Raw genomic sequence first — 24,356 nt, forward strand, 5'->3', positions numbered from 1 at the left:
CAATGTCGAATTCCGTCTTGCAAAATACCCCTCCAAAAGCCTTCCAAAACGCCGCCGTCATAGGCGCCGGCGTGATGGGAGCGGGCATCGCGGCGCATCTAGCGAACGCGGGCATGAAGGTGCTGCTGCTCGATATTGCGCCGTCAGCTCTGACGGACGCCGAGCAGCGGAAGGGGCTGACGCTTCAGGATCCCGAGGTGCGCAACCGGCTTGCGCTGTCGGCCATCGGCGCGATGGGCAAGTCGAAGCCGGCGCAGCTCTATGACGCGGCCTATGCGAAGCGGATTCAAGCAGGCAATCTGAGCGATGATCTCGGACTCCTGCACGAGGCGGATTGGATTGTGGAGGCCGTGGTGGAGCGGCTGGATGCGAAGCGGGAGATACTGGCCGCTGTCGAGTCGCACCGCAAACCGGGCGCACTGGTCAGCACCAATACCTCCGGCTTGTCGGTGGAAGCGATGACGGAGGGGAGAAGCGAGGCGTTTCGCAGCTGCTTTGCCGCGACGCATTTCTTCAATCCGCCCCGGTATATGAAGCTGGTGGAGATTGTCCCGACGAAGGACACCTCCGCCGGGACCGTCGCGAAGCTGACGGAGCTGTGCGAGAGGCGGCTTGGCAAGGGCGTCGTGCTGGCGAGAGACACGCCGAACTTCATTGCGAATCGGATCGGCTCCTTCGGCATGCTGACCGCGCTTGAGGATACGCTGAAATTCGGTCTTACGATCGAAGAGGCGGACGCGCTGACGGGACCCGCACTCGGGCGGCCCAAGACCGCAACCTTCCGCATGCTGGATCTGATCGGGATCGATACGCTGCTGCATGTGGTGAACAATATGCGAAGCCGCCTTGAGAGCGGCGAGGAGAAGAGGCTCTACGGCAGGACGACAGTGCTGGAGCTTCTGGCGGAGCAGGGACGACTCGGCGAGAAGACGGGCGCGGGCTTCTACCGAAAGCTGCGAGGCGAGAACGGGCAAAGCCGCATTGAAGCGCTTCGATTGGACGAAATGGTCTACGAGGAGCAGCGGAAGCCGGTTTCGCCCGTCATCGAAGCGGCGAAGACCGCCAAGGGCGCCGGCGCGAAGGCTCGCGCGCTGCTCGCGGCTGAGCCCTCGCATAAGCATGCGCAGTTCGTATGGTCGACGCTTAAGCGCACGCTGCTCTTCGCGGCCTCGCAGGTCGGAGTTATCGCGGAATCGATATCGGACATCGACCGCGCGATGCGCTGGGGCTTCAGTTGGGAGCTGGGACCGTTCGAGCTGTGGGATGCGGTCGGTCTGCCTTCCACGGTGAAGCGCATGAGGCAGGAAGGCGAACTCATTCCGGAGTGGATCGAGAGCTGGCTTGCCGCCGGACATACGAGCTTCTACTCGACGGAGGGAGGAAAGCGGCTGTACGCCTCAATGGAGCGGCAATCTCAGGACGATGGCCCACCTTGGAAGCGATCGCCTGATGGTCGGGGGAGAGAAGGCCAGGGTGCGTTGGAGATTGCGCGGAAGGAAGCGAAAGTAATTAAGGGGGCTGCGTCGATTGTGCCGCGTCAGGAACCAGAGGCTGAGGCGGTTACTCCGTCGGTCGTGTCGCGCGAGGAGCGGCCCGAGCCGGATGTGATCTCTCTGTCCGCGCTTCGCGATGCGGGGAGGACGGTGCTGTCCACGCCTGGCGCGAGCTTAATCGACATCGGCGACGAGGTGGCTTGTCTCGCTTTCCACTCGCCGAATAACGCGATCGGCGGAGATATCCTGGCCGCGATTCATGGGGCCTCGGAGGAGGTGTCCCGCAATTGGCGGGGGCTGGTGCTCGCCAACGAAGGTCGTAACTTCTGCGTGGGAGCGAACCTCATGCTGCTTCTGATGGAAGCGCAGAGCGGCGATTGGGATGAAGTGGAGGCGATCATCCGCATGTTTCAGGGCAGCATGCTGCGCCTGAAGAGGCTGGATCGGCCGGTTGTCGCCGCTCCGCATCGCATGACGCTGGGCGGCGGCGTCGAGGCTTGCCTGCCGGCGGACGCAATCATCGTCTCCCCGGAGACGTATTTCGGTCTGGTGGAGACGGGAGTCGGACTTATTCCTGCTGGCGGAGGCTGCAAGGAAGCGGCGCTTATGGCGGCGGATCGAGCCCGGGCAGCCGCTGGCGGAGGGAGATTCACTTTGGCCGGGCTGCAGCCGCAGTTGAACGCTATGTTCGAGACGATCGCGATGGCAAAAACGTCGACCAGCGGGCGGGAAATCGAGGGGTTCGGCCTGCTCCGTCCGCAGGATCGGCATATTATGCGGCAGGATGCCCGCATCGCCGAAGCGAAGCGGGCCGTACTCGAGCTGGACCGCGAGGGCTATCGCCCGCAGGAGGAGAGGCGGATCGCGGTGGCGGGCCGCGAAGGGAGAGCCGTACTGCAGGTGGGTGTTCAGGCTATGACGCTGAGCAGGCAGATTAGCGAGCATGACGCGCTGATCGGGAGGAAGCTTGCGCATGTGCTTGCGGGCGGAGACGCGCGCGCGGGAGCCGAGGTCAGCGAGCAATATATGCTCGACCTCGAATGCGAGGCTTTCCTCAGCCTGTGCGGCGAGTCCAAGACGCAGGAGAGGATGCGCCATATGCTGACAACGGGGAAGCCGTTGCGAAATTAGGCTGAATGAGGCAAGGCTTCTTGTCTGTGATGGCTTGTCATTTGATTTTGGGAAAGGAGGAGACAGCATGCCGCTCAAATTCGGCGTGAATGATTCTGATGCCGTAATTGTATCCGCCGTGCGTACGGCGGTTGGCAAAGCGAACAAGGGCAGCTTCGCGGAGACGCGGGCAGAGGATCTTGGCCAAGCAGTCATTCATGGAGCTCTGGAGCGGGTTCACGGTCTCGCGCCTGCGGAGATCGAGGATGTCATTCTCGGCTGCGCGATGCCGGAGGGAGAGCAGGGGCTGAATATGGCGAGGATCATTTCGCTCTATGCGGGATTGCCGGTGTCCGTCCCCGCGGTGACGATCAATCGCTTCTGCGCCTCTGGCCTGCAGTCGCTTGCTTATGCGGCGGAGAGGATCAGGCTTGAAGAAGCCGAGGTGATCCTTGCCGGCGGCGTCGAGAGTATGAGCCATGTTCCGATGTCCGGCTTCCGCTTTGCGCCGCATCCCGGTATTGCCGAAGCCATGCCGGAGGTCTATATGGGCATGGGTCATACGGCGGAGGAGGTTGCGCGAAGATACGGGGTATCCCGGCAGGATCAGGATGCGTTCGCCGCTTGCAGTCATCAGAAGGCCGCCGCCGCGCTGGCAGCGGGCTTGTTCAGGGAAGAGATCGTTGGGGTCAGCGTGAAGCGCTCCGGAACCGACGATAGCGGCAGACCGTGGGAGAAGACGTTCACGTTCGCCAAGGACGAGGGAGTGAGGCCGGAGACGACGATGCAATCCCTGGCGCCGCTGAAGCCCTCCTTCGCCAGAGGCGGCACGGTTACCGCCGGCAACGCCTCGCAAATGAGCGATGGAGCCGCTGCGGTCGTAATGATGAGCCGCGCCAAAGCCGCCGCAATGGGGCTTCGTCCGCTCGCCGTATTCCGCGGCTTCAGTACGGCGGGCGTGTCGCCCGAGATTATGGGCATCGGCCCAATCGAGGCGGTTCCCAAGCTGCTCGCAAAGGCGGGCATTACGAAGGATGGGGTGGACCTGTTCGAGCTTAATGAGGCGTTCGCCGCACAATGCGTTCCGATTATCCGCAAGCTGGAGCTTAACCCCGAGCGCGTGAACGTGAACGGCGGCGCGATCGCGCTCGGGCATCCGCTGGGCTGCACCGGAACGAAGCTGTCGGTTACGCTTATTCACGAGCTCCGCCGCAGAGGCGGCGGCATTGGCGTTGTGACGATGTGCGTCGGCGGCGGCATGGGGGCAGCGGGCCTGCTGGAGGTATGTCCGCCTTGAACCTCACAGGGTAAGCGAAGTTTCGACCCCATGAAGGTCAGACTGGCAGACTACGATGAAAGGAGAGCTGCGGCATGACTACGGGTACCGTCCGTTTTGGCGGGAGATTTGTCATCGAGGAGAGCGAATTGCCATTGATTGCGACGCCGGAGGACTTCACGGAGGAGCAGCGGATGATGTCGCTTGCGGCGCGGCAATTCATCGAAGCGGAGGTAACGCCGCGCGATGCGGAGATCGAAGCTTTGAATTATGAGCTGACCCTCAACCTTATGCGCAAGGCTGGAGAGCTGGGACTGCTCGGAGCGGATATACCCGAAGCGTTCGGGGGAATGGGACTCGATAAGATTAGCACTACGTTGCTTGCGGAGACGCTTGCCAGAGCCTCCTCGTTCGCGCTTTCCTTGGGCGCGCATACCGGAATCGGCACCTTGCCGATCGTGTTCTTCGGCACGGCGGAGCAGAAGGAGGCTTATCTGCCCGATCTCGCAACAGGAGCTCGCATTGCCGCCTATTGCCTGACGGAGCCGGCGTCCGGGTCGGATGCGCTTGGCGCGCGGACAACGGCGAAGCTCAGCGAGGACGGTCGGCATTATATCCTGAACGGCTCCAAGCTGTATATTACGAACGCGGGCTTCGCCGATCTGTTCATCGTGTACGCGAAGGTGGACGGAGAGCGGTTCACCGCCTTCATCGTCGAGCGGGATATGCCCGGCTTCAGCGTTGGTCCCGAGGAGCATAAGATGGGCATCAAGGGCTCTTCGACCTGTCCGCTCTTCTTCGAGGATGTGAAGGTTCCGGCAAATCATGTGCTAGGTGAAATCGGCAAAGGACATCGCATTGCGTTCAATATTCTCAATATTGGGAGATTCAAGCTTGGCGCCGCCTGTCTCGGAGCTGCGAAAGAGACGATCGAGCTGGCATCGCGATACGCGAACTCGCGCAAGCAATTCGGGAAGACGATTTCCTCCTTCCCGCTAATCGGAGCGAAGCTTGCGGATATGAACATTCGCGCCTATGTCATGGAAAGCATGGTCTATCGAACTGCAGGCTATATCGACAGCATGCTTAAGACGGCGGATGGAACCTCCGCCGAGAATGGCGATGGGGAGAGCGCATCTGGGAATTCCGCAGCAGCCGGAGAAGCCGGTTCAGGCGAAAAGGCGGTTGCGGCCATTAGCGAATATGCGTTGGAATGCTCGATTGTGAAGGTATTTGCTTCGGAGGCGCTCCATTTCATCATCGATGAAGGGGTGCAGATTCACGGCGGCTACGGGTACATCAAGGAATACAAGGTGGAGAGAATGTATCGGGATTCGCGGATCAACCGGATTTTCGAAGGGACGAACGAGATCAATCGCATGCTCATTCCGGGCACGCTGCTCAAGAAAGCGCTGAAGGGCGAGCTTCCCTTGCTGGAGAAGGCGCAGGCGCTGCAAAGCGAGCTGATGCTGCCGGTATCGATGCCGGCATTCGACGAGCCGCTCGTCAAGGAAGAATACCGCATCGCTCAAGCGAAAAAAATATTCCTCGCCGTCGGCGGTCTGGCTGTGCAGAAGCTCGGCGTGCGCCTTGAGCAGGAGCAGGAGGTGTTATGCGTATTAGCCGACTTAATGATAGGCATCTACGCGATGGAGAGCGCGCAGCTGCGCGCGCGGAAGCTGCAGTCGAGAGGGAGCGGAGAAGCCGAGCTTGCGCAGATGATGACGGAGGTGTTCGTGCAGGAGACGATGGAGAGGACGGATTCCCTTGCCAAAACTGCGCTGGCTGCCCTGGCGCAAGGAGACGGCTTGCAGATGCAGCTGTCTGTGCTGAAGAAGCTGATGCGCGCGCCGCTTGCGGATACCATAGCCTTGAAACGCCAGATCGGGGCGCGCGTCGCGCATAGTGAGCATTATGTCGTGTAGAGGGGGAGCGCAGCTATGGAATCATTCGAAGGGAAAGACGGGAATGTACCCGATACACCGTCACTTGATGCTGCTGAGGAAGCATCGCAGACGGAGCAGGCTGAAATAGGAAGCTGCGCGGAGTCGTCCGAGACATTCGAGACGTCCGAGGCGTCCGAGCCGGCAGCGACGGAATCTAATGCGGCGGAAGCCGCAGACGCAACAACAGACGCAACAACAGACGCAACAACAGACGCAACAACAGACGCAACAACAGACGCAACAACAGACGCAACAACAGACGCAACAACAGACGCTTCAGAGGATGCTCCCGAGTCGTCGGTTGACGAAGCCGCATATCCAGTGCAAGGGAACTCGCAGGCAGAGGAGCTTCCCAGGCCATGGCTGCGCCATTACGAGCAAGAGGTTGCGCATTTGCTCGACTATCCCGATCAGAATATTACGCAGTTTCTGCTTAACGCCGTTAATCATTTCCCGAGAAATAACGCACTAACCTTCATGGGCAAGACAATGACCTATCGCGAGCTGCATACCGCGGCGGTACGGCTCGCATCCGAGTTGCTTGCTCTCGGAATCGTCAAGGGCGACAGAGTCGCGATTATGCTTCCAAACTGTCCTCAAGCGGTCGTATCCTATTACGGAGTGCTGCTGGCGGGCGCCGTTATCGTGCAGACTAATCCTCTCTATGTGGAGCGGGAGCTGGAGCATCAGCTCAGCGACAGCGGCGCAGCTGCGATTATAACACTGGATATGCTGTATACACGTCTTGCGCGGGTGCGGGGAGAAACGCCTTCCGAAGGGCCCCTGCCGGCTCTGAAGAATGTGATCATCACCTCGATCAAGGACGGTCTGCCTTTTCCGAAGAGCATGCTCTATCCGATCAAGCAACGCAAAGGCGGCCATCGCCCATCGGTTCCGTACGGCAAGCATGGCATTGTCGCTTATCGAAAGCTGTTCGTCGGCGGAGCGCCCGTTTTGCAGTTGCCGGAGCTTGCCGGCGGCGACGAGCTGGCGGCGTTGCAGTATACGGGCGGCACAACGGGCACGCCGAAGGGTGTCATGCTGACGCATCGCAATCTCGCGGCGAATACGCTGCAAATCTCGGCGTGGTTCCATCAGGCGGAGGCCGGCAAGGAGAGATATTTGGCAGCACTTCCCTTGTTTCATGTGTTTGGATTAACGGTATTAATGAATATGTCGGCCATGCAGGCAGGCGCCATGATTCTGCTTCCGAGATTCGAGACGGATACGGTGCTGAAGACGATCAGCGGCGGGCAGCCCACGATGTTTCCCGGCGCGCCTACGATGTATGTCGCTCTGATTAATCATGCGAACGCGGGCAAAGCGGATCTGTCTTCCATCAAGGTTTGCATCAGCGGCTCCTCGGCTCTGCCGCTCGAGGTGCAGGAGAAGTTCGAGCTTATGACGGGAGGCAGGCTGGTGGAAGGCTACGGCTTGACCGAAGCGGCTCCCGTCACCCATTGCAATCCGGTATGGGGCAAGCGCAAGAACGGAACGATTGGCATTCCGTTGCCCGATACGGATGCGGCGATCGTTGATCCGGCAACCGGCGAGCGGCAGCCGCCCGGCGAGCTTGGCGAGCTTATTGTCAGAGGTCCGCAGGTGATGAAGGGGTATTGGAATCGGCCGGAGGAAACCGCAAGGACGCTTAGGAACGGCTGGCTGCATACGGGCGATTTGGCGACTATGGACGGGGATGGCTATTTTACCATTATGGATCGCATGAAAGATGTCATTATCGCAGGCGGCTTCAACGTCTATCCGCGCGAGGTGGAAGAGGTTCTGTATGAGCATCCTGCCGTGAAAGAAGCATCGGTGCTCGGAATCAAGGATGATTACCGGGGGGAGACGGTGAAGGCCTTTATTGTGCTGAAGGACGGCTGGATCGTATCGCGAAGCCAGTTCGATCGATGGTGCAGGGACCGGCTTGCGGCGTATAAGGTACCCCATTACTATGAGTTTCGGGAAACGCTTCCAAAGTCGATGATTGGCAAGGTGCTGCGCCGCAAGCTGTTGGAGGAAGAGGGGAAAGAATGAAGGAAGGCGATTTGTCTCCATTGCAGAATGATATCGATTTTTAATGGGAATGTCACACTTTGTAATTTGATTGGAGTTGGAAGATTCGCTATAATTATAACTAATATTTGTAAATAAACTTGTGCAGTTTGCACATAATGGGATCTTCAATAATGGCCGATAATAATAAGAGTATGCGAGAAGGAGGCGGGGACATGGGAGAGGACTGGTTGAGGGTTGCTTTGCTGGCTTTCGGCATTGCCGTCGGCGTAATCGGCGTCATTGCTTATTTGCGTTTGTTTCGCAAACAAAAGCTGGAGGCGGCTTCCAGGTCTGATTTCGAGTCCCCGCTTTCTGACGAGTCAATGCATAAAAACGGCGATTCTGAGCTGGTAAATAAAGCTAATTCCGAACGATAAAGCCAGCATTAAACTTGAATGTTCATGAAATTTGAATGGTCTTTTCTCGCGAGTAAGGAAGTCATTTCTTCAATTGGCTTTCTTAATTGGCGGGTCAATGTTATAATAGTAAGAAAAATTGAAACATTGTGACTCATTGGGCCATGAAGCACATATGCCTGTACCGAAGGGGGTTCTTGCGGGGTAATATCCGCATCCGTTCTCGAATACTGCTGTTTAGGACGACCATCCATCGTAAAAGGGAGGAGATTTCATGGCGAAGCATAGCCAGAATGAAGTCAAGGAAAGCCTGAAGGAACTAACGAGAATTTTCCAGCCCAAGGACCCGCGCAAATTTGTGAAGGATTACATTCGCAAGTATCGCATTACTGGCGGATATGAGGATGAACTAACCTCTTTGGTTGTAGATGAAATGGGCAGAATCAACTCTTCAGTGGGATGAATCACGATGAACATAATGGCTTTGCAGGTTGCCGGGTTTTCGGCAGCAGGCAAGGCCTTTTTCTTTTTTGTGGAAAATATGGATTATTGGCATGGTTAAGGTCATGAAGCTTTCCGAACAGGAATAGGGTAATGAAGATGGATTTTTGAGGAGGTGCTGGAGGTGGCTGTGGAGTTGAAGTCGAGGGAGCATATCAGAGAGATTCGCAAGGCGGGCCGCATTGTTGCAGCTTGTCATCGCGCGATTTCGAAGAGCATTGCTCCAGGCGTGACAACGCTTGAAATTGATCGCTTCGTTGAGCGATTTATGCTGGAGAGGGGGGCCAAACCCGCGCAGAAAGGATATAAGGGTTATCCCTATGCGACTTGCGCTTCCCTCAACGATGTAGCTTGTCATGGATTTCCAGATGTCGCTCCGCTGGAGTCGGGCGATATTGTGACCATCGATATGGTGGCTGATCTTGACGGCTGGCTCGCCGATTCGGCGTGGACGTACAGTATCGGCAAGACAACTGCGGCGACGGAGAAGCTGCTTCGGGTGTCGAAGCAGGCGATGCTTGCCGGAGTGAAGATGGCGGTTCCCGGCAACTATATCGGTGATATCGGGTATGCTGTGCAGAGGAAGGCCGAGCGGGAAGGCTTTCAGGTGGTTTCGAAATTCGTCGGTCATGGCATAGGCAGAAGCATGCATGAGTTTCCGCAGGTGGATCATCATGGACCTGCCGGTCAGGGAGTGAAGCTGGAGGACGGCATGGTCATTACGATCGAACCGATCGTAACGACTGGGCGCGCCGATGTGTTCATCGCACAGGACGGCTGGACGGCCAAAACGGTCGATGGCGGCTGGTCCGCGCAATTCGAGCATACCATCGCGGTCACGAAGGACGGTCCGATCGTTCTGACCCGCTGGGACTAACTGTTGAAACGCTACGCGCGGGGCTGTCGTTCACGCATTCTCGTTTGATAGGGGTCCTTAACTTTGAAATGGGAAGAGTGGAAAGTTTAGGTCTTCCCAGATCTGAACCTGCCGTTGGCGCGCCGCCGATTGGCGGGTTTTTGCGTTGGCAGGTTTTTGGAGCGTGTGCAGATGTAAAAAGTAACACTGGAGAGCAGAAAAGCGAGGTAGGAGGGGCTGTAGGTGTAAAAAGTAACTCTGCAGAGTGGGAAAGCAGGCATGGAGCGTGTGCAGATGTAAAAAGTAACACTGGAGAGCAGAAAAGCGAGGTAGGAGGGGCTGCAGGTGTAAAAAGTAACTCTGCAGAGTGGGAAAGCAGGCGTGGAGCGTGTGCAGATGTAAAAAGTAACACTGGAGAGCAGAAAAGTGAAGTGGGAGGAGCTGTAGGTGTAAAAAGTAACTCTGAGAGTGGGAAAGCAGGCGTGGAGCGTGTGCAGATGTAAAAAGTAACACTGGAGAGCAGAAAAGCGAAGTGGGAGGAGCTGTAGGTGTGAAAAGTAACTCTGCAGTATTTTAGAGCAACTGGTTCGCAAGTCGAAGAAATCGACTAGCAAGGCCGAAACGTTGCTCGCCGAGGGCTGTAAGTCGAAAAAATCGACTAGCAAAGCCGAAACGTCGCTCACCGAGCGCTGTAAGTCGAAAAAATCGACTAGCAAAGCCGAAACGTCGCTCACCGAGCGCTGTAAGTCGAAAAAATCGGCTAGCAGAGCTGAAACGTCGCTCTCCGAGGGCTGCAAGTCGAAAAATTCGACTAGCAAAGCCGAACCGTCGCTCGCTGAGGGCTGCAAGTCGAAAAAATCGACTAACAAAGCCAAACCGTTGCTCGCCGAGGGCTGTAAGTCGAAAAAATCGACGTAGAGCGGACTTGTTAATGTTTCTGTAATGTTTTGCTAATATAATGGCAATGCAAACGTTCTTGGATAGTTAGATGTTTCCCTTAAGATGTGAGCTATGAGCCGGATAGGCCATAATCACGAAGGGGGAAATGAACGATGAAGAAGCAACTGTTAGGCGTGATGATTGTGGGAAGCATGCTGCTGCTTGGAGCGTGCAACAATTCGAACAACAATGAGATGATGAACAACAGTGGGAGCGGCAACGAGATGAAGTCGGACGACATGATGAAGGACGGCGACATGACGAAGTCGGACGACACGATGAAGGACGGCGACATGACGAAGTCCGATGACAGGATGAAGGACGGCGACATGACGAAGTCCGATGACAGGATGAAGGACGGAGACATGACGAAGTCCGATGACAGGATGAAGGACGGAGACATGACGAAGTCCGATGACATGATGAAGGACGGCGACATGACGAAGTCGGACGACACGATGAAGGACGGCGACATGACGAAGTCGGACGACACGATGAAGGACGGAGACATGACGAAGTCCGATGACATGATGAAGGACGGAGACATGACGAAGTCCGATGACATGATGAAGGACGGAGACATGACGAAGTCCGATGACACGATGAAGGACGGAGACATGGCGAAGTCGGATAAAATGTAGCGGAGCAAGGATTCAACTGATCAAACGCAATGTGTATCCGCCGCCTTTGAACGGTATAATGAAAGCAAAAGGAATGGCGAGGAGGAAAATCAATGACGGCTGCCCGAATTGTAATAGCGGATGACGAGACGAACATAACGGATGTGTGCAGGCGATATCTGGAGCGTGAAGGCTATTCGGTTTGGGTGGCCGCGAACGGTGAGGAAGCGCTTCGTTTATGGAGAGAGCATCAGCCGGATCTGCTGGTGCTCGATCTTATGATGCCGAAGATGGACGGCATTGAGGTATGCGATGCGATTCGCCAGGAAGCAGATACGCCCATCATTATGCTCACAGCAAGGGGCGAGGAGTCTGATCGACTGCTGGGCCTAACGATGGGCGCGGATGATTATATGACGAAGCCGTTCAGCCCGCGGGAGCTGGTGCTGCGGGTTCGAAATATTTTGCGGCGAATTGGCAGTCATGGGAGGTCTGGGCAAGGCGTTGCAGGCGGAATCAAACAAGGATACTCGGCGTTGCAATCTCCGAGCTTTCCTGCAGAACATGCGCCAGCGAGCGCAAAGAGCAACGCTTCAAGCAGTAACGGGACAGCGGGAGCGGAAGGTGCACAGGCGGGAGAGCGGCCCAACGCCGAATTGACGGGTGTCTTCGTTCCAAGTCTCTGCCTCAGCTTCGACGGCCTGACCATATACCCGGATGAACGCAGGGTCGTTGTGCGGGAACGGGAGGTGGAGCTGACAGCCAAGGAATTCGACATGCTGCAGCTTCTTGCGACTTATCCGGGCAAAGTATTCTCGCGCAACCAACTGCTGAATCAGGTGTGGGATATGGCTTATGAAGGCGATACCACTACCGTGACGGTTCATGTGCGAAGACTTCGCGAGAAGGTGGAGACGAATCCATCCGATCCAACCTGGATCAAGACCGTGTGGGGAATCGGCTACAAGCTCGATGGGAAAGGAACCTCAACATGAAACTTCGCACCTATCTGCTGCTGGCGAATTGTATCTCGATCGCATTTATTATTATTTTGTTATTCGTATTCTTTCAATATATGCTGGTGACGGAGAAGCAGTTTCTATGGCTCGGCTCTGCAGCGGTAGGAGCGGGGATTGTGTCGGCGTTATTGTTCTTCTTGCTCGTCAGGCCGCTGGAGGCATCGGTCAGTAGAGTGCGTGAAGGCGCTGCGCGTATTGCGGAGGGTGAGCTTACGGCTCGAGTTGCCGATTCCGGCTTGACGGAATACAAGGTGCTGGCGAATCAATTCAATCAGATGGGAGCCTCGCTTGAGAAGAGCTTCCGCCAGGTGAAGGCGGCCGAGCAAGCGCAGCGGGAGCTGGTTGCGAACATTGCTCATGATCTTCGGACGCCGCTGGCATCGATGCAGTCCTATGCGGAGGCGCTGGAGGATGGCGTGGTGCAGGACGATGAGACCTTTCGCCGTTATGTCGCAACGATCCGTTCGGAGACGATTCGGTTAGGCGAACTGATTCAAGACGTGTTCGAACTGTCCACGCTGGATTCGGGGGTGAAGGAGCACGGATTGGCAGGAGAGGGCACGGCGGCGAGCGGGAGCAGGGACGAGGATGAGAACGCTCGAACCGACATCGAGGATTTACTCGTGGAGCTGCTGCCGAGATTCACTCCGCAGCTCGGCGCCAAGTCGCTCCACTTGCGGGTGAAATCACCTGAACGCGCACCGGCAGTCAGAATGACCTCGAAGCATCTCATGCGCGTGCTGCAAAACTTGATTGAAAATGCCATTCGGTACTCTCCACAGGGAGGCATTATCATCGTGGAAGCGGCTGAGCCGAAAAATGGCTATGTGCAGATAGCCGTCCTGGATGAAGGAGCGGGCATCCCCGAGGAGGAGCGGGAGAAGATTTTCGAACGCTTCTATCGTATGGAGCGCTCAAGAAGCAGGGAAGCGGGAGGCTCCGGCCTTGGCCTATCCATCGCAAAGCTGCTGGTCGAGCAATATGGAGGCTCAATCGGCGTCGATCAGCCTTCGGGGCAAGGCAGCCGCTTCTGGCTGAGGCTTCAATCGGCGTGAGGCTCCGGAAGACCGACTGTTGCGTCTTGCATCAGGATCACTGAAAAGGGAGAGGGTTGGCGTCATGAACGAGTTGCTGAAGAAGCTGAGGAAGGGCTACGGGAAGAAGCTGGTGTCGATTCATGCCTGGAACGGCTGGATTGTCGTGTTTCTCGCGATTTCGGGTCTGATTCTGTTCAACGGATCCTGGCGCGGCATTCTCGGGCAAAGCAGAGTTTGGCTCAAGGATACGCATATTATTATCGGCATTGTGTCGCTGCTGCCCGTGCTGTATTATCTTGTGCTGGCGGGCAAGCACTGGAAGCAGATTCGCGAGAAGCCTTGGCAGAAATTCAATGTGCTGGTTGTGCTTGGCTTGCTCGTCGGCTGGCTGCTCTCCGGGGTCTTGCTCTGGCAATTCCGCGCGGTGGGGCCGCGGGCGGCGAACGCCGCTCTTGTCGTGCATGACGCGCTGACCTGGATCGGCTTGCCGTACATTATTTATCATTCCATCACGCGAGTGAAATGGCTGAAGGATCCGAACCGCCGCTCGGTACAGGGCAAGAAGAAGGAAGTGGCACAGTATGATCCTGCTTCACCCCAGCCTTTCTACACGAGAAGAAGCTTCATTCGCGGAGCGATCGGCGTCGGTCTTGCGGTGACGGTCGGCCCCTCCTTCATCAAGTGGCTGGGTTCATCGCTCAGCGTGGGAAGCGGAGGAAGCGGCTCTTATAATGCCGCAGTCGAAAATAACGCGAACGTATTGCTGCCCGAGCCGCAGCCTTTGCCGGCTTCGCTGCCTCCGATAGGAGGCGGGGCGAACGGGCGCTTCCGCGTCTATACGGTAACGGCAATCCCGAAGTTCAACAACAGCAATTGGTCGTTCAAGATCGACGGACTTGTCGACAAGCCGGTGGAATGGAATTGGGAGCAGTTCGTGAAGCTGAAGCGCTCGGTGCAGGTCAGCGACTTCCATTGCGTAACCGGCTGGTCGGTGTACGACAATACCTGGGAGGGCATCCCGTTGAAGGAGATGCTTGAGGGGGTCGGCGTGAAGGATGAAGCGTATTCGATTATTTTCCACTCGGGGGACGGGGTCTATACGAGCGGCATTACGCTGGATCAGTTGGCCAAGGATAAGCCCTTCATTGCAGTGATGCATGACGGCAAGCCGATTCCAAGCGATCTCGGCGGACCGGTTCGCTTGATCATGCCGAAGATGTACGCGTACAAGTCGGTGAAATGGCTGAATCGGATCGAGCTGATCAAGGGTGAGCATATCGGCTATTGGGAGAAGCGCGGTTATAAGAACGAGGCTTGGGTGTAGAGGATCTTCGCTTGTATGAATGGACTTGCGAATAAAAAAAAGTGGATAAACAGCCCTCAGCTTGCTTGCAAGCTGGGGGCTGTTTGATGCTGAGGAAATGGTCGTATCTCGCAGGAGACACGCTGTTATAAATGACTGTAGATGCTGCATCCGGGGCAAGATCCACGCCGCGTGGATAATCATTTGAAATGATTATTTAAGGACTCCATCCACCATGCTATTATGCTCCTAGGCAACTTAGCCCAAGTCGAATACAGCAATTATCGGGAGGTAGTAAAGGTGGTAATGAAGGTGAAAAACAAGCTTGCAGGCATGCTCGCATTCGTCCTGTTGCTATGCGCGGTTATTGTACCTATGTCCGTAATGGCGGCTAGCGATCCGGACAATGGAGATTGGGAGGCTGAGTCGGTGACGCTTCGCAATACAAGCGAAGCTGAGCTTATGGTTCGATCGGGTTCCATTAATAATGTCGGATTTGGCTTCTTTGAGGATGAAAATCCGTTTACGGCCGAGCAAACCTGGTCGCATGGCTATCCATGGGATCCGCGCGAGGGAGCGGCTAAGGGGACAGACAGAATTATGCTGGGCACTGGCTATACAGGCGAGAATTTGGATGGATATTCTATGCAATGGGAGCAGGATGCAGAGGGAGCCGCGACCAGAGCCATCGAATTGAAATACGATGCGAAGGGGATTGCTGTCGATAATGCGATGCTTCAGATTTGTGTAGATGATTTTCAGGCCATTAACTGGGGATCGCATTTTTCGGTTACCTTGAATGGCAAAGACGCGCCTTTTATTTCCGAGGTGTTAAATCATATTGATCAGACGGGTCCCGTTGTACAAATCATATCGATCGAAATTCCTCAGAGGTTCTATTCGGATATTGCATCCGGCTCTTTGTCGGTATATATCAATGAAACGACTGGACTGGGAGACGGCTTCGCCATCGATTTTGTGAAATTGCTTGTCAACTATAGTCGTTCAGCGTATATCAGCACAGTGGAGGGCGTAGTCAGAGATGAGTACGGCAATCCGATGGCCGGGGCGACAGTACGCGTGCTCGGTACGAAAAATGTGGTAAAGACGGGCCCGAACGGCCAGTTTACCGCTGAGGTTGTATCTGGCCTGAATGCATTCCGGGCATCGAAGGACGGTTATATCGAGGCGTATGATTTCACCATTGCGCCAGCGGGGAAAACTGTCTCCATCAACGATTTATGGATGATACCGGGGAAAGGTCAACCGGATACCAACTACAGCTATTTCGCGGATGGGGATGCCTGGTCCGATGCTTCTGTCTGGGCGACGGCCGAACTGGAGAAGGCTGAGAGTATGGGACTCATTCCCGACTCGCTCTATGGCGAGGATTTGACCAAGCCGGTGACAAGAGCTGAATTCGCAGCGGTGGCTGTCAAGGTGTATGAAAGCCTTACTGGAGCGAAGGCGTTGCCGGCTCTGAACAATCCTTTCCGTGATACGCAGGATGTTGAGGTTTTGAAGGCATATAACGCCAATCTGGTTGCGGGTCTGTCCGCAGATCGCTTCGCGCCGAATGTGCTGCTTAATCGCGAGCAGGCGGCCACCATGCTTACGCGTGCCTTCAAGAAGGCGACGATTGTCGGTTGGTCGCTGGCGAATGACGGCAGCTTCAAGCTGACATATACGAAGACGGGGACATTTGCCGACGATGCGAAGATTTCTTCATGGGCGAAGGAAAGTGTTTATTTCATGGCCGCAAACGGAATTATCGCGGGTACGGGCAACAACAATTTCAGTCCTCGCGCCATTACGCCTGCCGAAGAAGCGGCCAATTATGCCAGCGCAACGCGTGAACAGGCATTGGTTATAGCTGTAAGAATGGTAGAGAATCTGAAGTAATTTCAATAGGCACTAAAGCCAAGATACCGCCGGGTATTCGAGAACGCTTATTTAATTGCATTGAAGGATGAGCAGTAGCTTTGTTAGATAGGGTCAAGCAAAAACGAGGGGTGCCGAGAGGCACCTCTTGATTTGTTGCGGGGTTATTCCTATGGATATTATATATTTGTGGTACAATGATACGGGCAATTGGATTAAGGCGCATACAGGAATGGAGATAAAGAAAATGAGTTTGTTAACAGTAGAGCAATTATCGCATACGTTCGGTGATAGAGTGTTGTTTCGGGAGGTATCCTTCCGTTTGCTTGAAGGGGAGCATATCGGGCTCGTTGGCGCGAATGGCACGGGGAAATCGACGTTAATGAATATTTTGACGGGGAAGCTGCTGAAGGACGAAGGCAAGGTGGAATGGACGCCGCGCGTTCATTATGGTTATCTCGATCAGCATACGAAGCTGGAAGCTGGCAAAACAATACGTGACGTCCTGAAGGATGCGTTCGAGCCCTTGCTTGTGCTCGAGGAGGAGCTTAACGAGGTGACGGCGCGGATGGCCGAAGCCGATTCGGATACGCTGGAACAGCTGCTCGTTCGCATGGGCGAAATTCAGGAGGAGCTGGAGATCGGGGATTTCTACCTGATCGATGTGAAGGTCGACGAGATGGCGAATGGCCTCGGGCTGAATGCGATCGGTCTCGATCGCGATGTGACGGCGCTGAGCGGCGGGCAGCGGACGAAGGTGCTGCTGGCCAAGCTGCTGCTGGAGAAGCCGGGCGTGCTGTTGCTCGATGAACCGACGAACTATCTCGATGAAGAGCATATTAACTGGCTGACGACTTATCTTAAGAATTATCCGCATGCGTTCATTCTCATCTCCCATGAGACGGGCTTCATGAATGCGGTGGTCGATGTGATCTATCATCTGGAATTCGCGAAGCTGACGCGTTACCCGTACAATTACGAGAAGTTTCTGGAGATGGCCGAGCTGAACAAGGCACAGCATATCGACGCTTACGAGAAGCAGAAGGAATATATTAAGAAGCAAGAGGAGTTTATTCAGAAAAACAAGGCAAGAGCCTCGACCTCCGGCCGCGCGAAGAGCCGCGAAAAGCAGCTCGGCCGCATCGACCGCATCGATAAGCCGGAGGAAGCGGCGAAGCCGACGTTCAATTTCAAGGAGTCGAGAACGAGCGGCAAGCTGGTGTTCGAAGCGAAGGGAATGGTTATCGGCTACACGCGGCCGCTGCTCCCTGAGATGGATATGGTCATTGAGCGCGGCGATAAGATCGCCATTGTCGGCTGCAACGGTGTCGGGAAATCGACGCTGCTGAAGACGATTCTAGGCGTCATTCCGCCGCTGGACGGCAAGACTGAAGTAGGCGATTATTTGTCTCCCGCTTATTTCGAGCAGGAAGCGAAGGCTCCGACGATGACTCCGCTGGAGGATGTGTGGGACGAGTTCTCCTCTATGAGCCAGTCGGAGGTAAGAGGCGCGCTGGCCCGCTGCGGTCTGAAGAACGATCATATTACGCGCGCGCTCAATCAGCTCAGCGGTGGAGAACAGGCGAAGGTCCGCCTCTGCAAGCTGATGCTTCGGGAAAGCAACTGGATTCTGTTCGACGAGCCGACGAACCATCTGGACGTAGTCGCCAAGGCTGAATTGAAGCGCGCGCTGCAAGCCTACAAGGGTACCGTCGTTCTCGTCTCCCACGAGCCGGAATTCTATGAGGATTGGGTGACGAAGACCTGGGATGTGGAGGCTTGGGCGATGGAGAGCGCGAGAGTTTAGTTTGTAAAAGAGCGATTGCGGCTCTCAGCCCATATTCTCAAGATAGACGTGATAAGAAGCGCCGCGCTAACGAGCGTCATTGTCCACTTCGCAAGCGTGAAGAAGCCTGCTGTCTCCGCGAGCCAGCTCATATGCGCGGGATAGTGATGGAGAAGGAGCAAAATCAACAGGTTTTCAATATAATCGAACAATCCGGCGAATAGAGGAATCATTCCTAGCTTTGCTGCTTTGGATGAGTCAGGAAACGCTCTCCGAAGCAGCACGCGTGCGCAGAGAGCAAGCGCGATGGCGTATAGCAGAGGAAAGCCGGCATCATAGCTCAGCAAGAAGGAGCGATACGCCTCGCGTCCGGGTGCTCCTAACGAATCGAGGATGTCATAGCTTAATTCTCATAAGCAACTGTTCTCTCCTCTCTTAGTATCTTAGTGCGAGATGGTTTTGAAATAACGATAAATGAGATCGAGCTTTCGCTCCTGCTTGCCCTGAGGCTTCTCCATACCGCCGAATTCGAAGAACTTTACCTTCTTGATGCCGACATAGCTGAACAGCGCTTTGCGCATGAGCGCCTTGTGAGCATTGTTCAGTAATAGCAGCGGATAAAGAGGAGGCCCCTTCATGGTTGAGACGCAGACGACTGTTTTGCCCTTCAACAAGCCTCCGGGCAACAAGCCGCCCTTCTCGCGATAGGCGAAATTCGATGCGAACATGCGGTCAATGTAGCCTAGCAGCATGGCGGGAGGCCGTCCCCACCAGATGGGGTAGATCATCACGATCTTCTCGGCCCAAAGCAGCTGCTTGCGATGCTTCTCCAGCTCGGGATCAATATGCATGTCGCGCCGACGCTTCTGCTCATTGAAGACAAGAAGCGGATTGAACGCTTCCGCATACAGATCGAGCACCTGAACCTCCTCTACCTGCGAGTTCTCTTGAAGGCCTTGAAGCGTTTTTTGCAAGAATGAGTAGCTTAAGCTTTGATGATTCGGATGCGTGTAGATGACGAGGGTTTTCATGGGACACCTTCTTTGTTATCATTTGATAATAAGGTATCATGCTATGCATTTAGTTGTCAATTGATAATTATTATTTGATCATTAATTATTCGAAAAATGCGGGAGTTGAATCGATATGACGTCGAAGGATACAGTCTTTCAACAATTGGTTTCCCTGATTGCATCGACTCATGAAATGCATTTCGACTTGACCAGGAATATGCCAATGGATGGGCTGACGCCGCTGCAATATGAAATTCTGGAATATTTGTCCGTGCAGCAGCCGATAACGCTTAGCGAGTTAAGCGAATGCAAGGGCATCTCCATGCCGAACATGAGCAGAGAGATTCGGAAGTTGACGGAGAAGGGACTCTGCGAGAAAATAGACGATCCGGAGGACCGCAGAAAGCAGCATATACGGCTGTCGGAATCGGGGGAGAATAGAATTGCCCAGTCGTTCGCCTATATGAGGGAGCTCGTCATGCAGCGGTTCGAAGGGATGTCCGAAGACGAGCTGTCGAGTGTCTCCAAAGCGATGGAGATTTTGGGGACGACGATGTTTCGTCAGGGGCGATGAGGGGGAGGGCACTTAGAGAAGCGCCCTCTTGATAATTTTCCGTATGCGATTCAGAAACAGTTATGTAAGAAGTGTAGGGTTGCAGCCAAGCTCATTGCCCGTCGTGAACCCGGATTCAATCGCGCGCCTGCGAAGCTCGAGATATAGCTCGGCCTTGGTCACATTGATGTACGGCAAGACGAACAAGTCACCTACGAATAGTGCAAGCATGCCAAGCAATAGCCAGAGGATGAAGCTTAGATCACGCTTCCACATACAGATCCTTCCTTTCATCAAAGGCTTTTCCCATCATAACTGATACTATAGTATTAGAAAAAGGGGAAAAGAATGACGATTTGCCAGTAGAATCGAATCAGCCTCAGGGTCTTTCGGCAGGGGGTCTATGTGGATGGCGGCTTATCCTCCTCCGGCAGAACAGCTGTCCCGGCGCCAAGATGAGTAAGGAATTGCATAGCGCGCGGGGTCTTCGGTTGCTTGAGCACCCCTTGCGGAGGTCCTTGCTCGATAATGCGGCCATTGTCGATCAAAATGAGATGATCGGCGACGTCCGCCGCGAATTTCATCTCATGCGTGACGATAATCATCGTCATGCCTTCGGCTGCCAGCTGCTTCATGACTCCAAGCACGTCTCCAACCAATTCGGGGTCGAGCGCGGATGTCGGCTCATCGAACAGCAGCACCTCCGGATCCATCGCCATGGCGCGGGCAATGGCGACGCGCTGCTGCTGCCCGCCCGAAAGCTGATGCGGGTAGGCATTGGCTTTGTCCGTGAGACCGACCTTTCGTAGCTGCTCCTCCGCATACGCGCGCGCCTCTCTCTTTTTCTTTTTTCGCACCGTCATCTGAGCTTCCATCACATTCTCTATCGCGGTCATGTGAGGAAACAGATTGAAGGACTGGAACACCATCCCCGTCTGCCTGCGCAGCTTAAGGATATCTTGCGAGGGCGGTTTCTGGCCGCGCTGAAAATCAAAGGAGTTCGACATGAGCCTCATGCTGCCGTTGTCGGGTATTTCTAGCAGATTGAAGCAGCGAAGAAGCGTCGTCTTCCCGGAGCCGGAGGGGCCGATGATGACGAGCACCTTGCCCTTGTCGAGCGTAATATCAATGCCACTTAGCACCTCCGTCGTTCCATAGGATTTATGCAGGTCTCTCATTTCGATCATCATCCTACCTCCATCTTATTTGGCATAAAATCGCGCCAGCCGTCGTTCCGTCTTCGACTGCAGCAGCGTCAGCAACGTACTGAAGATTAAATAAACGACCGCAACCTCGCAGTACAGCAGCAGGGGCTCGTAATAAAAGGCGACATACTGCTGGGTCTTTCGGAACATCTCGACGAACGTAATGACCGATACGAGCGAGGTGTCCTTCACGAGCGAGATGAAGGAATTGCCCAGTGGAGGAATCGCGACGCGCGCGGCTTGCGGGAGAATGACTCGCCGCAGCGCCTGCGTCCGGGTCATACCGAGCGAATAGGCGGCCTCCCATTGTCCCTTCTGAATCGATTCGATCGCCGCTCTTACAATTTCGGAGCCGTACGCGCCCACGCTGAGCGATAGACCGATTACGGCGGCAACATAAGGGCTTAAGGTGATGCCCGCGCTCGGCAAGCCGTAGAAAATAATGAATAATTGAACGAGCAGAGGCGTTCCCCGAATCAGCCAGACATAGAACCAGGCGATCAGATTCGGCACGGTCCAGGAGGATAAGCGAATGAGAGCTGTGAGCACGGCTAACGCAAGGCCAAGCGCGAAGGTGAGGAGCGACAAGGGCAGCGTCAAGAGAACCCCCGCTTTCAGCAGGGGCCAGAACGTTGATTTAATAATCTCGAATTGATGCTCGCTCATTGCGATACATCCGTTCCGAAATATTTTTTCGAAATGGTCAAGTAAGTGCCGTCGCTCTTCATGGCGGCCAGCGCGTCGTTGACGGCTGCGGTCAGGTCGTCGCTTCCCTTGCGGAAGAGCGCGCCGCTGTAGGAGGCATCGGCCTCTTCGTCCACCTGCTTGATTTTCAAATCGGGGCGCTGCGTCAATGCATCGAGATAGGACAAGCTGTCGTTGATCGTGGCGTCGACGCGATTCGATAGGAGCAGGTCGATTGCCTGATTAAAGCCTTCGGCACCGACAATCTCGGCGCCGTTCGCCTTGGCGATATCGGCCAGATTGCTCGTCAGCGATTGAGCGGATTTCTTGCCTTTCAGATCGGCAAAGGATGTAATATCGTTGTTATCTTCTCTTACCAGCAGCACGGCTTTGGATACGATATACGGATCGGAGAAATCATATTTCTCTTTGCGGTCGTCGCGAATGGCCACCTCGTTGAAGATGGCGTCGAAGCGCTTGGCGTCGAGGCCCGCGAAGATGCCGTCCCACTGCGTCTCGATGAATTCGGACTCAACGCCGAGCCGCTTGCTTACTTCCTTCGCGATATCGACATCGAAGCCGGTCAGCTTGCCGTTCGCATCGTGGAAGGTGAAGGGAGCATAGGTGCCTTCTGTTCCGATAACCAGCTTGCCGCTTGCTTTAATGTCGGAGAGCAAGCCTTGGGGCTGGCTGGTCGCTGCTCCGGAATTATTGGTATTAGCGTTGCCGGTTTTATTGTTGTTGTTCTGCTCGTTGGCATTGTTCCCGCAGCCTGAAAGCAGGGCGAGTAGGATTAGAAGGATAGAAGGCAGCCGTTTTGCTGGCCGGATTTTTGTTGACAGCTTCTTTTTCAAAGTCAAATCGGTAGAAATGTGTTTGTTCAATTCTGATCGCTCCCATCGGCTTATGATGTACATCGTCAGTATGTACCAATGGAGGGAAAATCATGTCTGTTGTATAATAGGTTGCAGGACAAGAAGCGGAAGGCGGAATGAACGAATGAATAGTATCGTATCTTTGGAATGGTTGAAGGAGCATATGCACGAGCCGGATATTGTCATCGTGGATTGCCGATTTGTTATGGGCAAAGGGGAAGCGGGGCGCGAGCAATACGAGGCAGGCCATATTCCCGGAGCCGTATACCTGGATCTGGAGAAGGACCTGTCCGCGCCGGTTGAGGAGCATGGCGGGCGTCATCCGCTGCCGGATATCTTCGCTATGACCGTAACCCTGAGCCGGGCGGGCATCGGCAATGAATCGCGCGTTGTCGCATACGACGATCAAGGCGGAGCAATGGCTTCGCGGCTGTGGTGGCTGCTGAAGTATCTCGGACATGAGCAGGCATTCGTGCTGGATGAAGGTTATTCGGCGTGGACGAAAGCGGGATACACTGTATCCTCAGAGCAGGCGGCGAATACGCCGACGAAGTTCCTGGCGACCGTCCAGCATTCAATGCTGGTAGAGATGGATGAAGTGAAGGAGTTGCTCGGAGACGAACGCGTGACGCTGATCGATTCCCGTGAAGCGCCTCGCTATCGCGGCGAGGTCGAGCCGCTTGACAAGGTGGCGGGCCACATACCTGGCGCAATCAACCGTTTCTGGAAGGACGGACTTGCGGAGTCGGGGGCCTGGAAGGAAGCTTCCCAACAAGCGGAGCGCTTCGCCGATCTGGATCGCGACGGCGAGCTGATCGTCTACTGCGGCTCGGGCGTGACGGCGACGCCGAATGTGATCGCGCTGCAGGAGGCGGGATTTAGCAAGGTGAGGCTGTATGCGGGGAGTTGGAGCGATTGGATTTCATATGAAGGGAATCCGATCGCTGTCGGCGACGAAGAAGCACCCAAAGGCGAATAGCAGTATGTGGCTTGGAGTACATCGCCGGTTTGGCGGTGTACTCCTTTGCTATTGGTCGACGATCATGATATCTGTCGCGTACATCTGCTTTTCCTGCCACTACAGTTAAATCGGCGATAAGAAAATGTTCATGTGCCAAAGAGCTCCGTCCATAGATTCCCTGAGCCATTCGAGCTCAACTCTTGGAACGTTGGCGTTTGCGGAAGGCCGCTACGCTTTCACGATGCGCACAAGCCTCGGAACAGTAACGTTTGGATTTGTTCTTAGATGTATCGATAAAGGCTTTCTGACAGGAAGCAGAAGCACATATGCCGAATCGCTCCGTTCCAAACTCAATCAATACAAAAGCGAGCCCCATTGTAGTTGTCGTAGCCAACCAATGAGCGCAACCGTCTTCCCCCGATTCAAAATGCAGATGGTACGGGCCATGCAGCCAGCTTATTCTTGGCGTCGCACCGCTTATGCGCAGTTGCTCATTCAGAAGCGCTGCCGCTTCCTGAGCCTTCTGCTCTTTTGCCAATTCGAACACCGTACGCAAAGATTGTCTAAGCGATTCCACGATCTTGACATCCTCCGGACGAACAGGCTGTGATTGAATGGTTTTCCGATGAACAGCGATAATGTCCTCCCAATTAAAGTCTTTATTCTTCCCTGATTTCAAATCCAAGATATGCTTCTCGCTCTCGACGAGAAAATGCTTTAATTGTTCGGGTGTAGTCAAGCTATCTGTTCCTGTGACGGAACAGAGAGTGTTAATAAGGTCAACGGCTAAATTTACGGATAAAGTTTCGTAATAGGTAAAATTAATTTGACATGTCACCTCAATCTGATTATATTTGTTACATGCAATTACATTTTAGCATGTT

General features: G+C 54.9%; 23 protein-coding genes. 16 read left to right on the forward strand and 7 right to left on the reverse strand.

Annotated features, from left to right (window positions below; all coding sequences use genetic code 11):
* Window positions 1-2: 2 nt before the first annotated feature.
* The 14 genes from HFP08_RS29110 (at window position 3) to HFP08_RS01405 (ending at window position 18,202) form a co-directional block, all read left to right on the forward strand.
* Window positions 3-2,624 carry a 3-hydroxyacyl-CoA dehydrogenase/enoyl-CoA hydratase family protein gene (locus tag HFP08_RS29110; RefSeq protein ID WP_240940994.1) on the forward strand — a complete coding sequence of 874 codons (2,622 nt, stop codon included), beginning with the start codon at window positions 3-5 and terminating at the stop codon, window positions 2,622-2,624.
* A gap of 67 nt (window positions 2,625-2,691) precedes the next feature.
* Window positions 2,692-3,900: an acetyl-CoA C-acyltransferase gene (locus tag HFP08_RS01345; protein WP_168118706.1), complete on the forward strand. Its 1,209-nt coding sequence runs from the start codon at window positions 2,692-2,694 to the stop codon at window positions 3,898-3,900.
* Window positions 3,901-3,974: 74 nt separating this feature from the next.
* Complete coding sequence (locus HFP08_RS01350; RefSeq protein ID WP_168118707.1) at window positions 3,975-5,804, forward strand: acyl-CoA dehydrogenase family protein; 1,830 nt, start codon at window positions 3,975-3,977, stop codon at window positions 5,802-5,804.
* Window positions 5,805-5,819: 15 nt separating this feature from the next.
* Entirely contained in the window at window positions 5,820-7,862 is a 2,043-nt protein-coding gene (locus tag HFP08_RS01355) for a long-chain-fatty-acid--CoA ligase (RefSeq protein ID WP_168118708.1), read from the forward strand.
* Window positions 7,863-8,056: 194 nt separating this feature from the next.
* Window positions 8,057-8,260: a hypothetical protein gene (locus HFP08_RS01360; protein WP_168118709.1), complete on the forward strand. Its 204-nt coding sequence runs from the start codon at window positions 8,057-8,059 to the stop codon at window positions 8,258-8,260.
* Between the two features lie 253 nt (window positions 8,261-8,513).
* The gene (locus tag HFP08_RS01365) at window positions 8,514-8,702 is read left to right on the forward strand and encodes a hypothetical protein (protein ID WP_168118710.1); all 189 of its coding nucleotides are present in this window, start codon (window positions 8,514-8,516) and stop codon (window positions 8,700-8,702) included.
* Between the two features lie 168 nt (window positions 8,703-8,870).
* Window positions 8,871-9,617 (forward strand): type I methionyl aminopeptidase, encoded by a 747-nt coding sequence (gene map, locus HFP08_RS01370; RefSeq protein WP_168118901.1) that lies wholly within the window; start codon window positions 8,871-8,873, stop codon window positions 9,615-9,617.
* Window positions 9,618-9,685: 68 nt separating this feature from the next.
* Window positions 9,686-10,099: a hypothetical protein gene (locus HFP08_RS01375; RefSeq protein ID WP_168118711.1), complete on the forward strand. Its 414-nt coding sequence runs from the start codon at window positions 9,686-9,688 to the stop codon at window positions 10,097-10,099.
* Between the two features lie 549 nt (window positions 10,100-10,648).
* Window positions 10,649-11,176 carry a hypothetical protein gene (locus HFP08_RS28955; RefSeq protein ID WP_206109155.1) on the forward strand — a complete coding sequence of 176 codons (528 nt, stop codon included), beginning with the start codon at window positions 10,649-10,651 and terminating at the stop codon, window positions 11,174-11,176.
* A 92-nt stretch (window positions 11,177-11,268) separates the two neighbouring features.
* Window positions 11,269-12,150: a response regulator transcription factor gene (locus HFP08_RS01385; RefSeq protein WP_240940998.1), complete on the forward strand. Its 882-nt coding sequence runs from the start codon at window positions 11,269-11,271 to the stop codon at window positions 12,148-12,150.
* A complete protein-coding gene (locus HFP08_RS01390) occupies window positions 12,147-13,229 on the forward strand; it encodes a sensor histidine kinase (protein WP_168118712.1) in 1,083 nt (360 codons plus the stop codon). The genes HFP08_RS01385 and HFP08_RS01390 overlap by 4 nt, the downstream gene beginning before the upstream one ends.
* Before the next feature lie 64 nt (window positions 13,230-13,293).
* Complete coding sequence (locus HFP08_RS01395; RefSeq protein WP_168118713.1) at window positions 13,294-14,535, forward strand: molybdopterin-dependent oxidoreductase; 1,242 nt, start codon at window positions 13,294-13,296, stop codon at window positions 14,533-14,535.
* 285 nt (window positions 14,536-14,820) lie between these two features.
* Window positions 14,821-16,416 (forward strand): S-layer homology domain-containing protein, encoded by a 1,596-nt coding sequence (locus HFP08_RS01400; protein ID WP_240941022.1) that lies wholly within the window; start codon window positions 14,821-14,823, stop codon window positions 16,414-16,416.
* 226 nt (window positions 16,417-16,642) lie between these two features.
* Window positions 16,643-18,202 (forward strand): ABC-F family ATP-binding cassette domain-containing protein, encoded by a 1,560-nt coding sequence (locus tag HFP08_RS01405; RefSeq protein ID WP_168118715.1) that lies wholly within the window; start codon window positions 16,643-16,645, stop codon window positions 18,200-18,202.
* On the opposite strand, the gene HFP08_RS01410 is transcribed toward HFP08_RS01405, so the two are convergent.
* Together HFP08_RS01410 and HFP08_RS01415 are read right to left on the reverse strand one after the other, a co-directional pair.
* The gene (locus HFP08_RS01410) at window positions 18,199-18,528 is read right to left on the reverse strand and encodes a hypothetical protein (protein WP_168118716.1); all 330 of its coding nucleotides are present in this window, start codon (window positions 18,526-18,528) and stop codon (window positions 18,199-18,201) included. The genes HFP08_RS01405 and HFP08_RS01410 overlap by 4 nt on opposite strands.
* 96 nt (window positions 18,529-18,624) lie before the next feature.
* Window positions 18,625-19,212 (reverse strand): NAD(P)H-dependent oxidoreductase, encoded by a 588-nt coding sequence (locus HFP08_RS01415; protein WP_168118717.1) that lies wholly within the window; start codon window positions 19,210-19,212, stop codon window positions 18,625-18,627.
* Between the two features lie 115 nt (window positions 19,213-19,327).
* On the opposite strand from HFP08_RS01415, the gene HFP08_RS01420 reads away from it, so the two are divergent.
* A complete protein-coding gene (locus HFP08_RS01420; RefSeq protein ID WP_168118718.1) occupies window positions 19,328-19,768 on the forward strand; it encodes a MarR family winged helix-turn-helix transcriptional regulator in 441 nt (146 codons plus the stop codon).
* A 60-nt stretch (window positions 19,769-19,828) separates the two neighbouring features.
* Here the strand turns inward: HFP08_RS01420 and HFP08_RS01425 are convergent, their stop codons facing one another.
* The 4 genes from HFP08_RS01425 to HFP08_RS01440 form a co-directional block, all read right to left on the reverse strand.
* Window positions 19,829-20,023: a DUF975 family protein gene (locus HFP08_RS01425; protein ID WP_168118719.1), complete on the reverse strand. Its 195-nt coding sequence runs from the start codon at window positions 20,021-20,023 to the stop codon at window positions 19,829-19,831.
* Window positions 20,024-20,148: 125 nt separating this feature from the next.
* The gene (locus HFP08_RS01430; RefSeq protein ID WP_168118720.1) at window positions 20,149-20,934 is read right to left on the reverse strand and encodes an amino acid ABC transporter ATP-binding protein; all 786 of its coding nucleotides are present in this window, start codon (window positions 20,932-20,934) and stop codon (window positions 20,149-20,151) included.
* Between the two features lie 15 nt (window positions 20,935-20,949).
* On the reverse strand, window positions 20,950-21,618 hold the full coding sequence (locus HFP08_RS01435) for an amino acid ABC transporter permease (protein ID WP_168118721.1): 669 nt from the start codon (window positions 21,616-21,618) through the stop codon (window positions 20,950-20,952).
* Window positions 21,615-22,466 (reverse strand): amino acid ABC transporter substrate-binding protein, encoded by an 852-nt coding sequence (locus HFP08_RS01440; RefSeq protein WP_240941023.1) that lies wholly within the window; start codon window positions 22,464-22,466, stop codon window positions 21,615-21,617. Before HFP08_RS01440 ends, HFP08_RS01435 begins: the two co-directional genes overlap by 4 nt.
* Window positions 22,467-22,635: 169 nt before the next feature.
* Here HFP08_RS01440 and HFP08_RS01445 point away from each other — a divergent pair, with 169 nt between their 5' ends.
* Window positions 22,636-23,490 carry a sulfurtransferase gene (locus HFP08_RS01445; RefSeq protein WP_168118723.1) on the forward strand — a complete coding sequence of 285 codons (855 nt, stop codon included), beginning with the start codon at window positions 22,636-22,638 and terminating at the stop codon, window positions 23,488-23,490.
* A 175-nt stretch (window positions 23,491-23,665) separates the two neighbouring features.
* On the opposite strand, the gene HFP08_RS01450 is transcribed toward HFP08_RS01445, so the two are convergent.
* A complete protein-coding gene (locus tag HFP08_RS01450) occupies window positions 23,666-24,310 on the reverse strand; it encodes a CGNR zinc finger domain-containing protein (protein WP_168118724.1) in 645 nt (214 codons plus the stop codon).
* Between the last annotated feature and the right edge of the window lie 46 nt (window positions 24,311-24,356).

This window comes from Paenibacillus sp. HB172176, from assembly GCF_011947265.1.
In the GTDB taxonomy this organism is placed as follows: domain Bacteria; phylum Bacillota; class Bacilli; order Paenibacillales; family Paenibacillaceae; genus Pristimantibacillus.

What these genes read in the sequence shown, in the direction of transcription:
- HFP08_RS01345 (WP_168118706.1), top strand. Translation starts at nt 2,692, where the DNA reads ATGCCGCTCAAATTCGGCGTGAATGATTCTGATGCCGTAATTGTATCC.
- HFP08_RS01425 (WP_168118719.1), bottom strand. Translation starts at nt 20,023, where the DNA reads ATGTGGAAGCGTGATCTAAGCTTCATCCTCTGGCTATTGCTTGGCATG.
- HFP08_RS01445 (WP_168118723.1), top strand. Translation starts at nt 22,636, where the DNA reads ATGAATAGTATCGTATCTTTGGAATGGTTGAAGGAGCATATGCACGAG.
- HFP08_RS01390 (WP_168118712.1), top strand. Translation starts at nt 12,147, where the DNA reads ATGAAACTTCGCACCTATCTGCTGCTGGCGAATTGTATCTCGATCGCA.
- HFP08_RS01350 (WP_168118707.1), top strand. Translation starts at nt 3,975, where the DNA reads ATGACTACGGGTACCGTCCGTTTTGGCGGGAGATTTGTCATCGAGGAG.
- HFP08_RS01420 (WP_168118718.1), top strand. Translation starts at nt 19,328, where the DNA reads ATGACGTCGAAGGATACAGTCTTTCAACAATTGGTTTCCCTGATTGCA.
- HFP08_RS01395 (WP_168118713.1), top strand. Translation starts at nt 13,294, where the DNA reads ATGAACGAGTTGCTGAAGAAGCTGAGGAAGGGCTACGGGAAGAAGCTG.
- HFP08_RS01400 (WP_240941022.1), top strand. Translation starts at nt 14,821, where the DNA reads ATGAAGGTGAAAAACAAGCTTGCAGGCATGCTCGCATTCGTCCTGTTG.
- HFP08_RS29110 (WP_240940994.1), top strand. Translation starts at nt 3, where the DNA reads ATGTCGAATTCCGTCTTGCAAAATACCCCTCCAAAAGCCTTCCAAAAC.
- HFP08_RS28955 (WP_206109155.1), top strand. Translation starts at nt 10,649, where the DNA reads ATGAAGAAGCAACTGTTAGGCGTGATGATTGTGGGAAGCATGCTGCTG.
- HFP08_RS01405 (WP_168118715.1), top strand. Translation starts at nt 16,643, where the DNA reads ATGAGTTTGTTAACAGTAGAGCAATTATCGCATACGTTCGGTGATAGA.
- HFP08_RS01355 (WP_168118708.1), top strand. Translation starts at nt 5,820, where the DNA reads ATGGAATCATTCGAAGGGAAAGACGGGAATGTACCCGATACACCGTCA.
- HFP08_RS01430 (WP_168118720.1), bottom strand. Translation starts at nt 20,934, where the DNA reads ATGATCGAAATGAGAGACCTGCATAAATCCTATGGAACGACGGAGGTG.
- HFP08_RS01375 (WP_168118711.1), top strand. Translation starts at nt 9,686, where the DNA reads ATGGGAAGAGTGGAAAGTTTAGGTCTTCCCAGATCTGAACCTGCCGTT.
- HFP08_RS01385 (WP_240940998.1), top strand. Translation starts at nt 11,269, where the DNA reads ATGACGGCTGCCCGAATTGTAATAGCGGATGACGAGACGAACATAACG.
- HFP08_RS01415 (WP_168118717.1), bottom strand. Translation starts at nt 19,212, where the DNA reads ATGAAAACCCTCGTCATCTACACGCATCCGAATCATCAAAGCTTAAGC.
- HFP08_RS01360 (WP_168118709.1), top strand. Translation starts at nt 8,057, where the DNA reads ATGGGAGAGGACTGGTTGAGGGTTGCTTTGCTGGCTTTCGGCATTGCC.
- HFP08_RS01435 (WP_168118721.1), bottom strand. Translation starts at nt 21,618, where the DNA reads ATGAGCGAGCATCAATTCGAGATTATTAAATCAACGTTCTGGCCCCTG.
- HFP08_RS01365 (WP_168118710.1), top strand. Translation starts at nt 8,514, where the DNA reads ATGGCGAAGCATAGCCAGAATGAAGTCAAGGAAAGCCTGAAGGAACTA.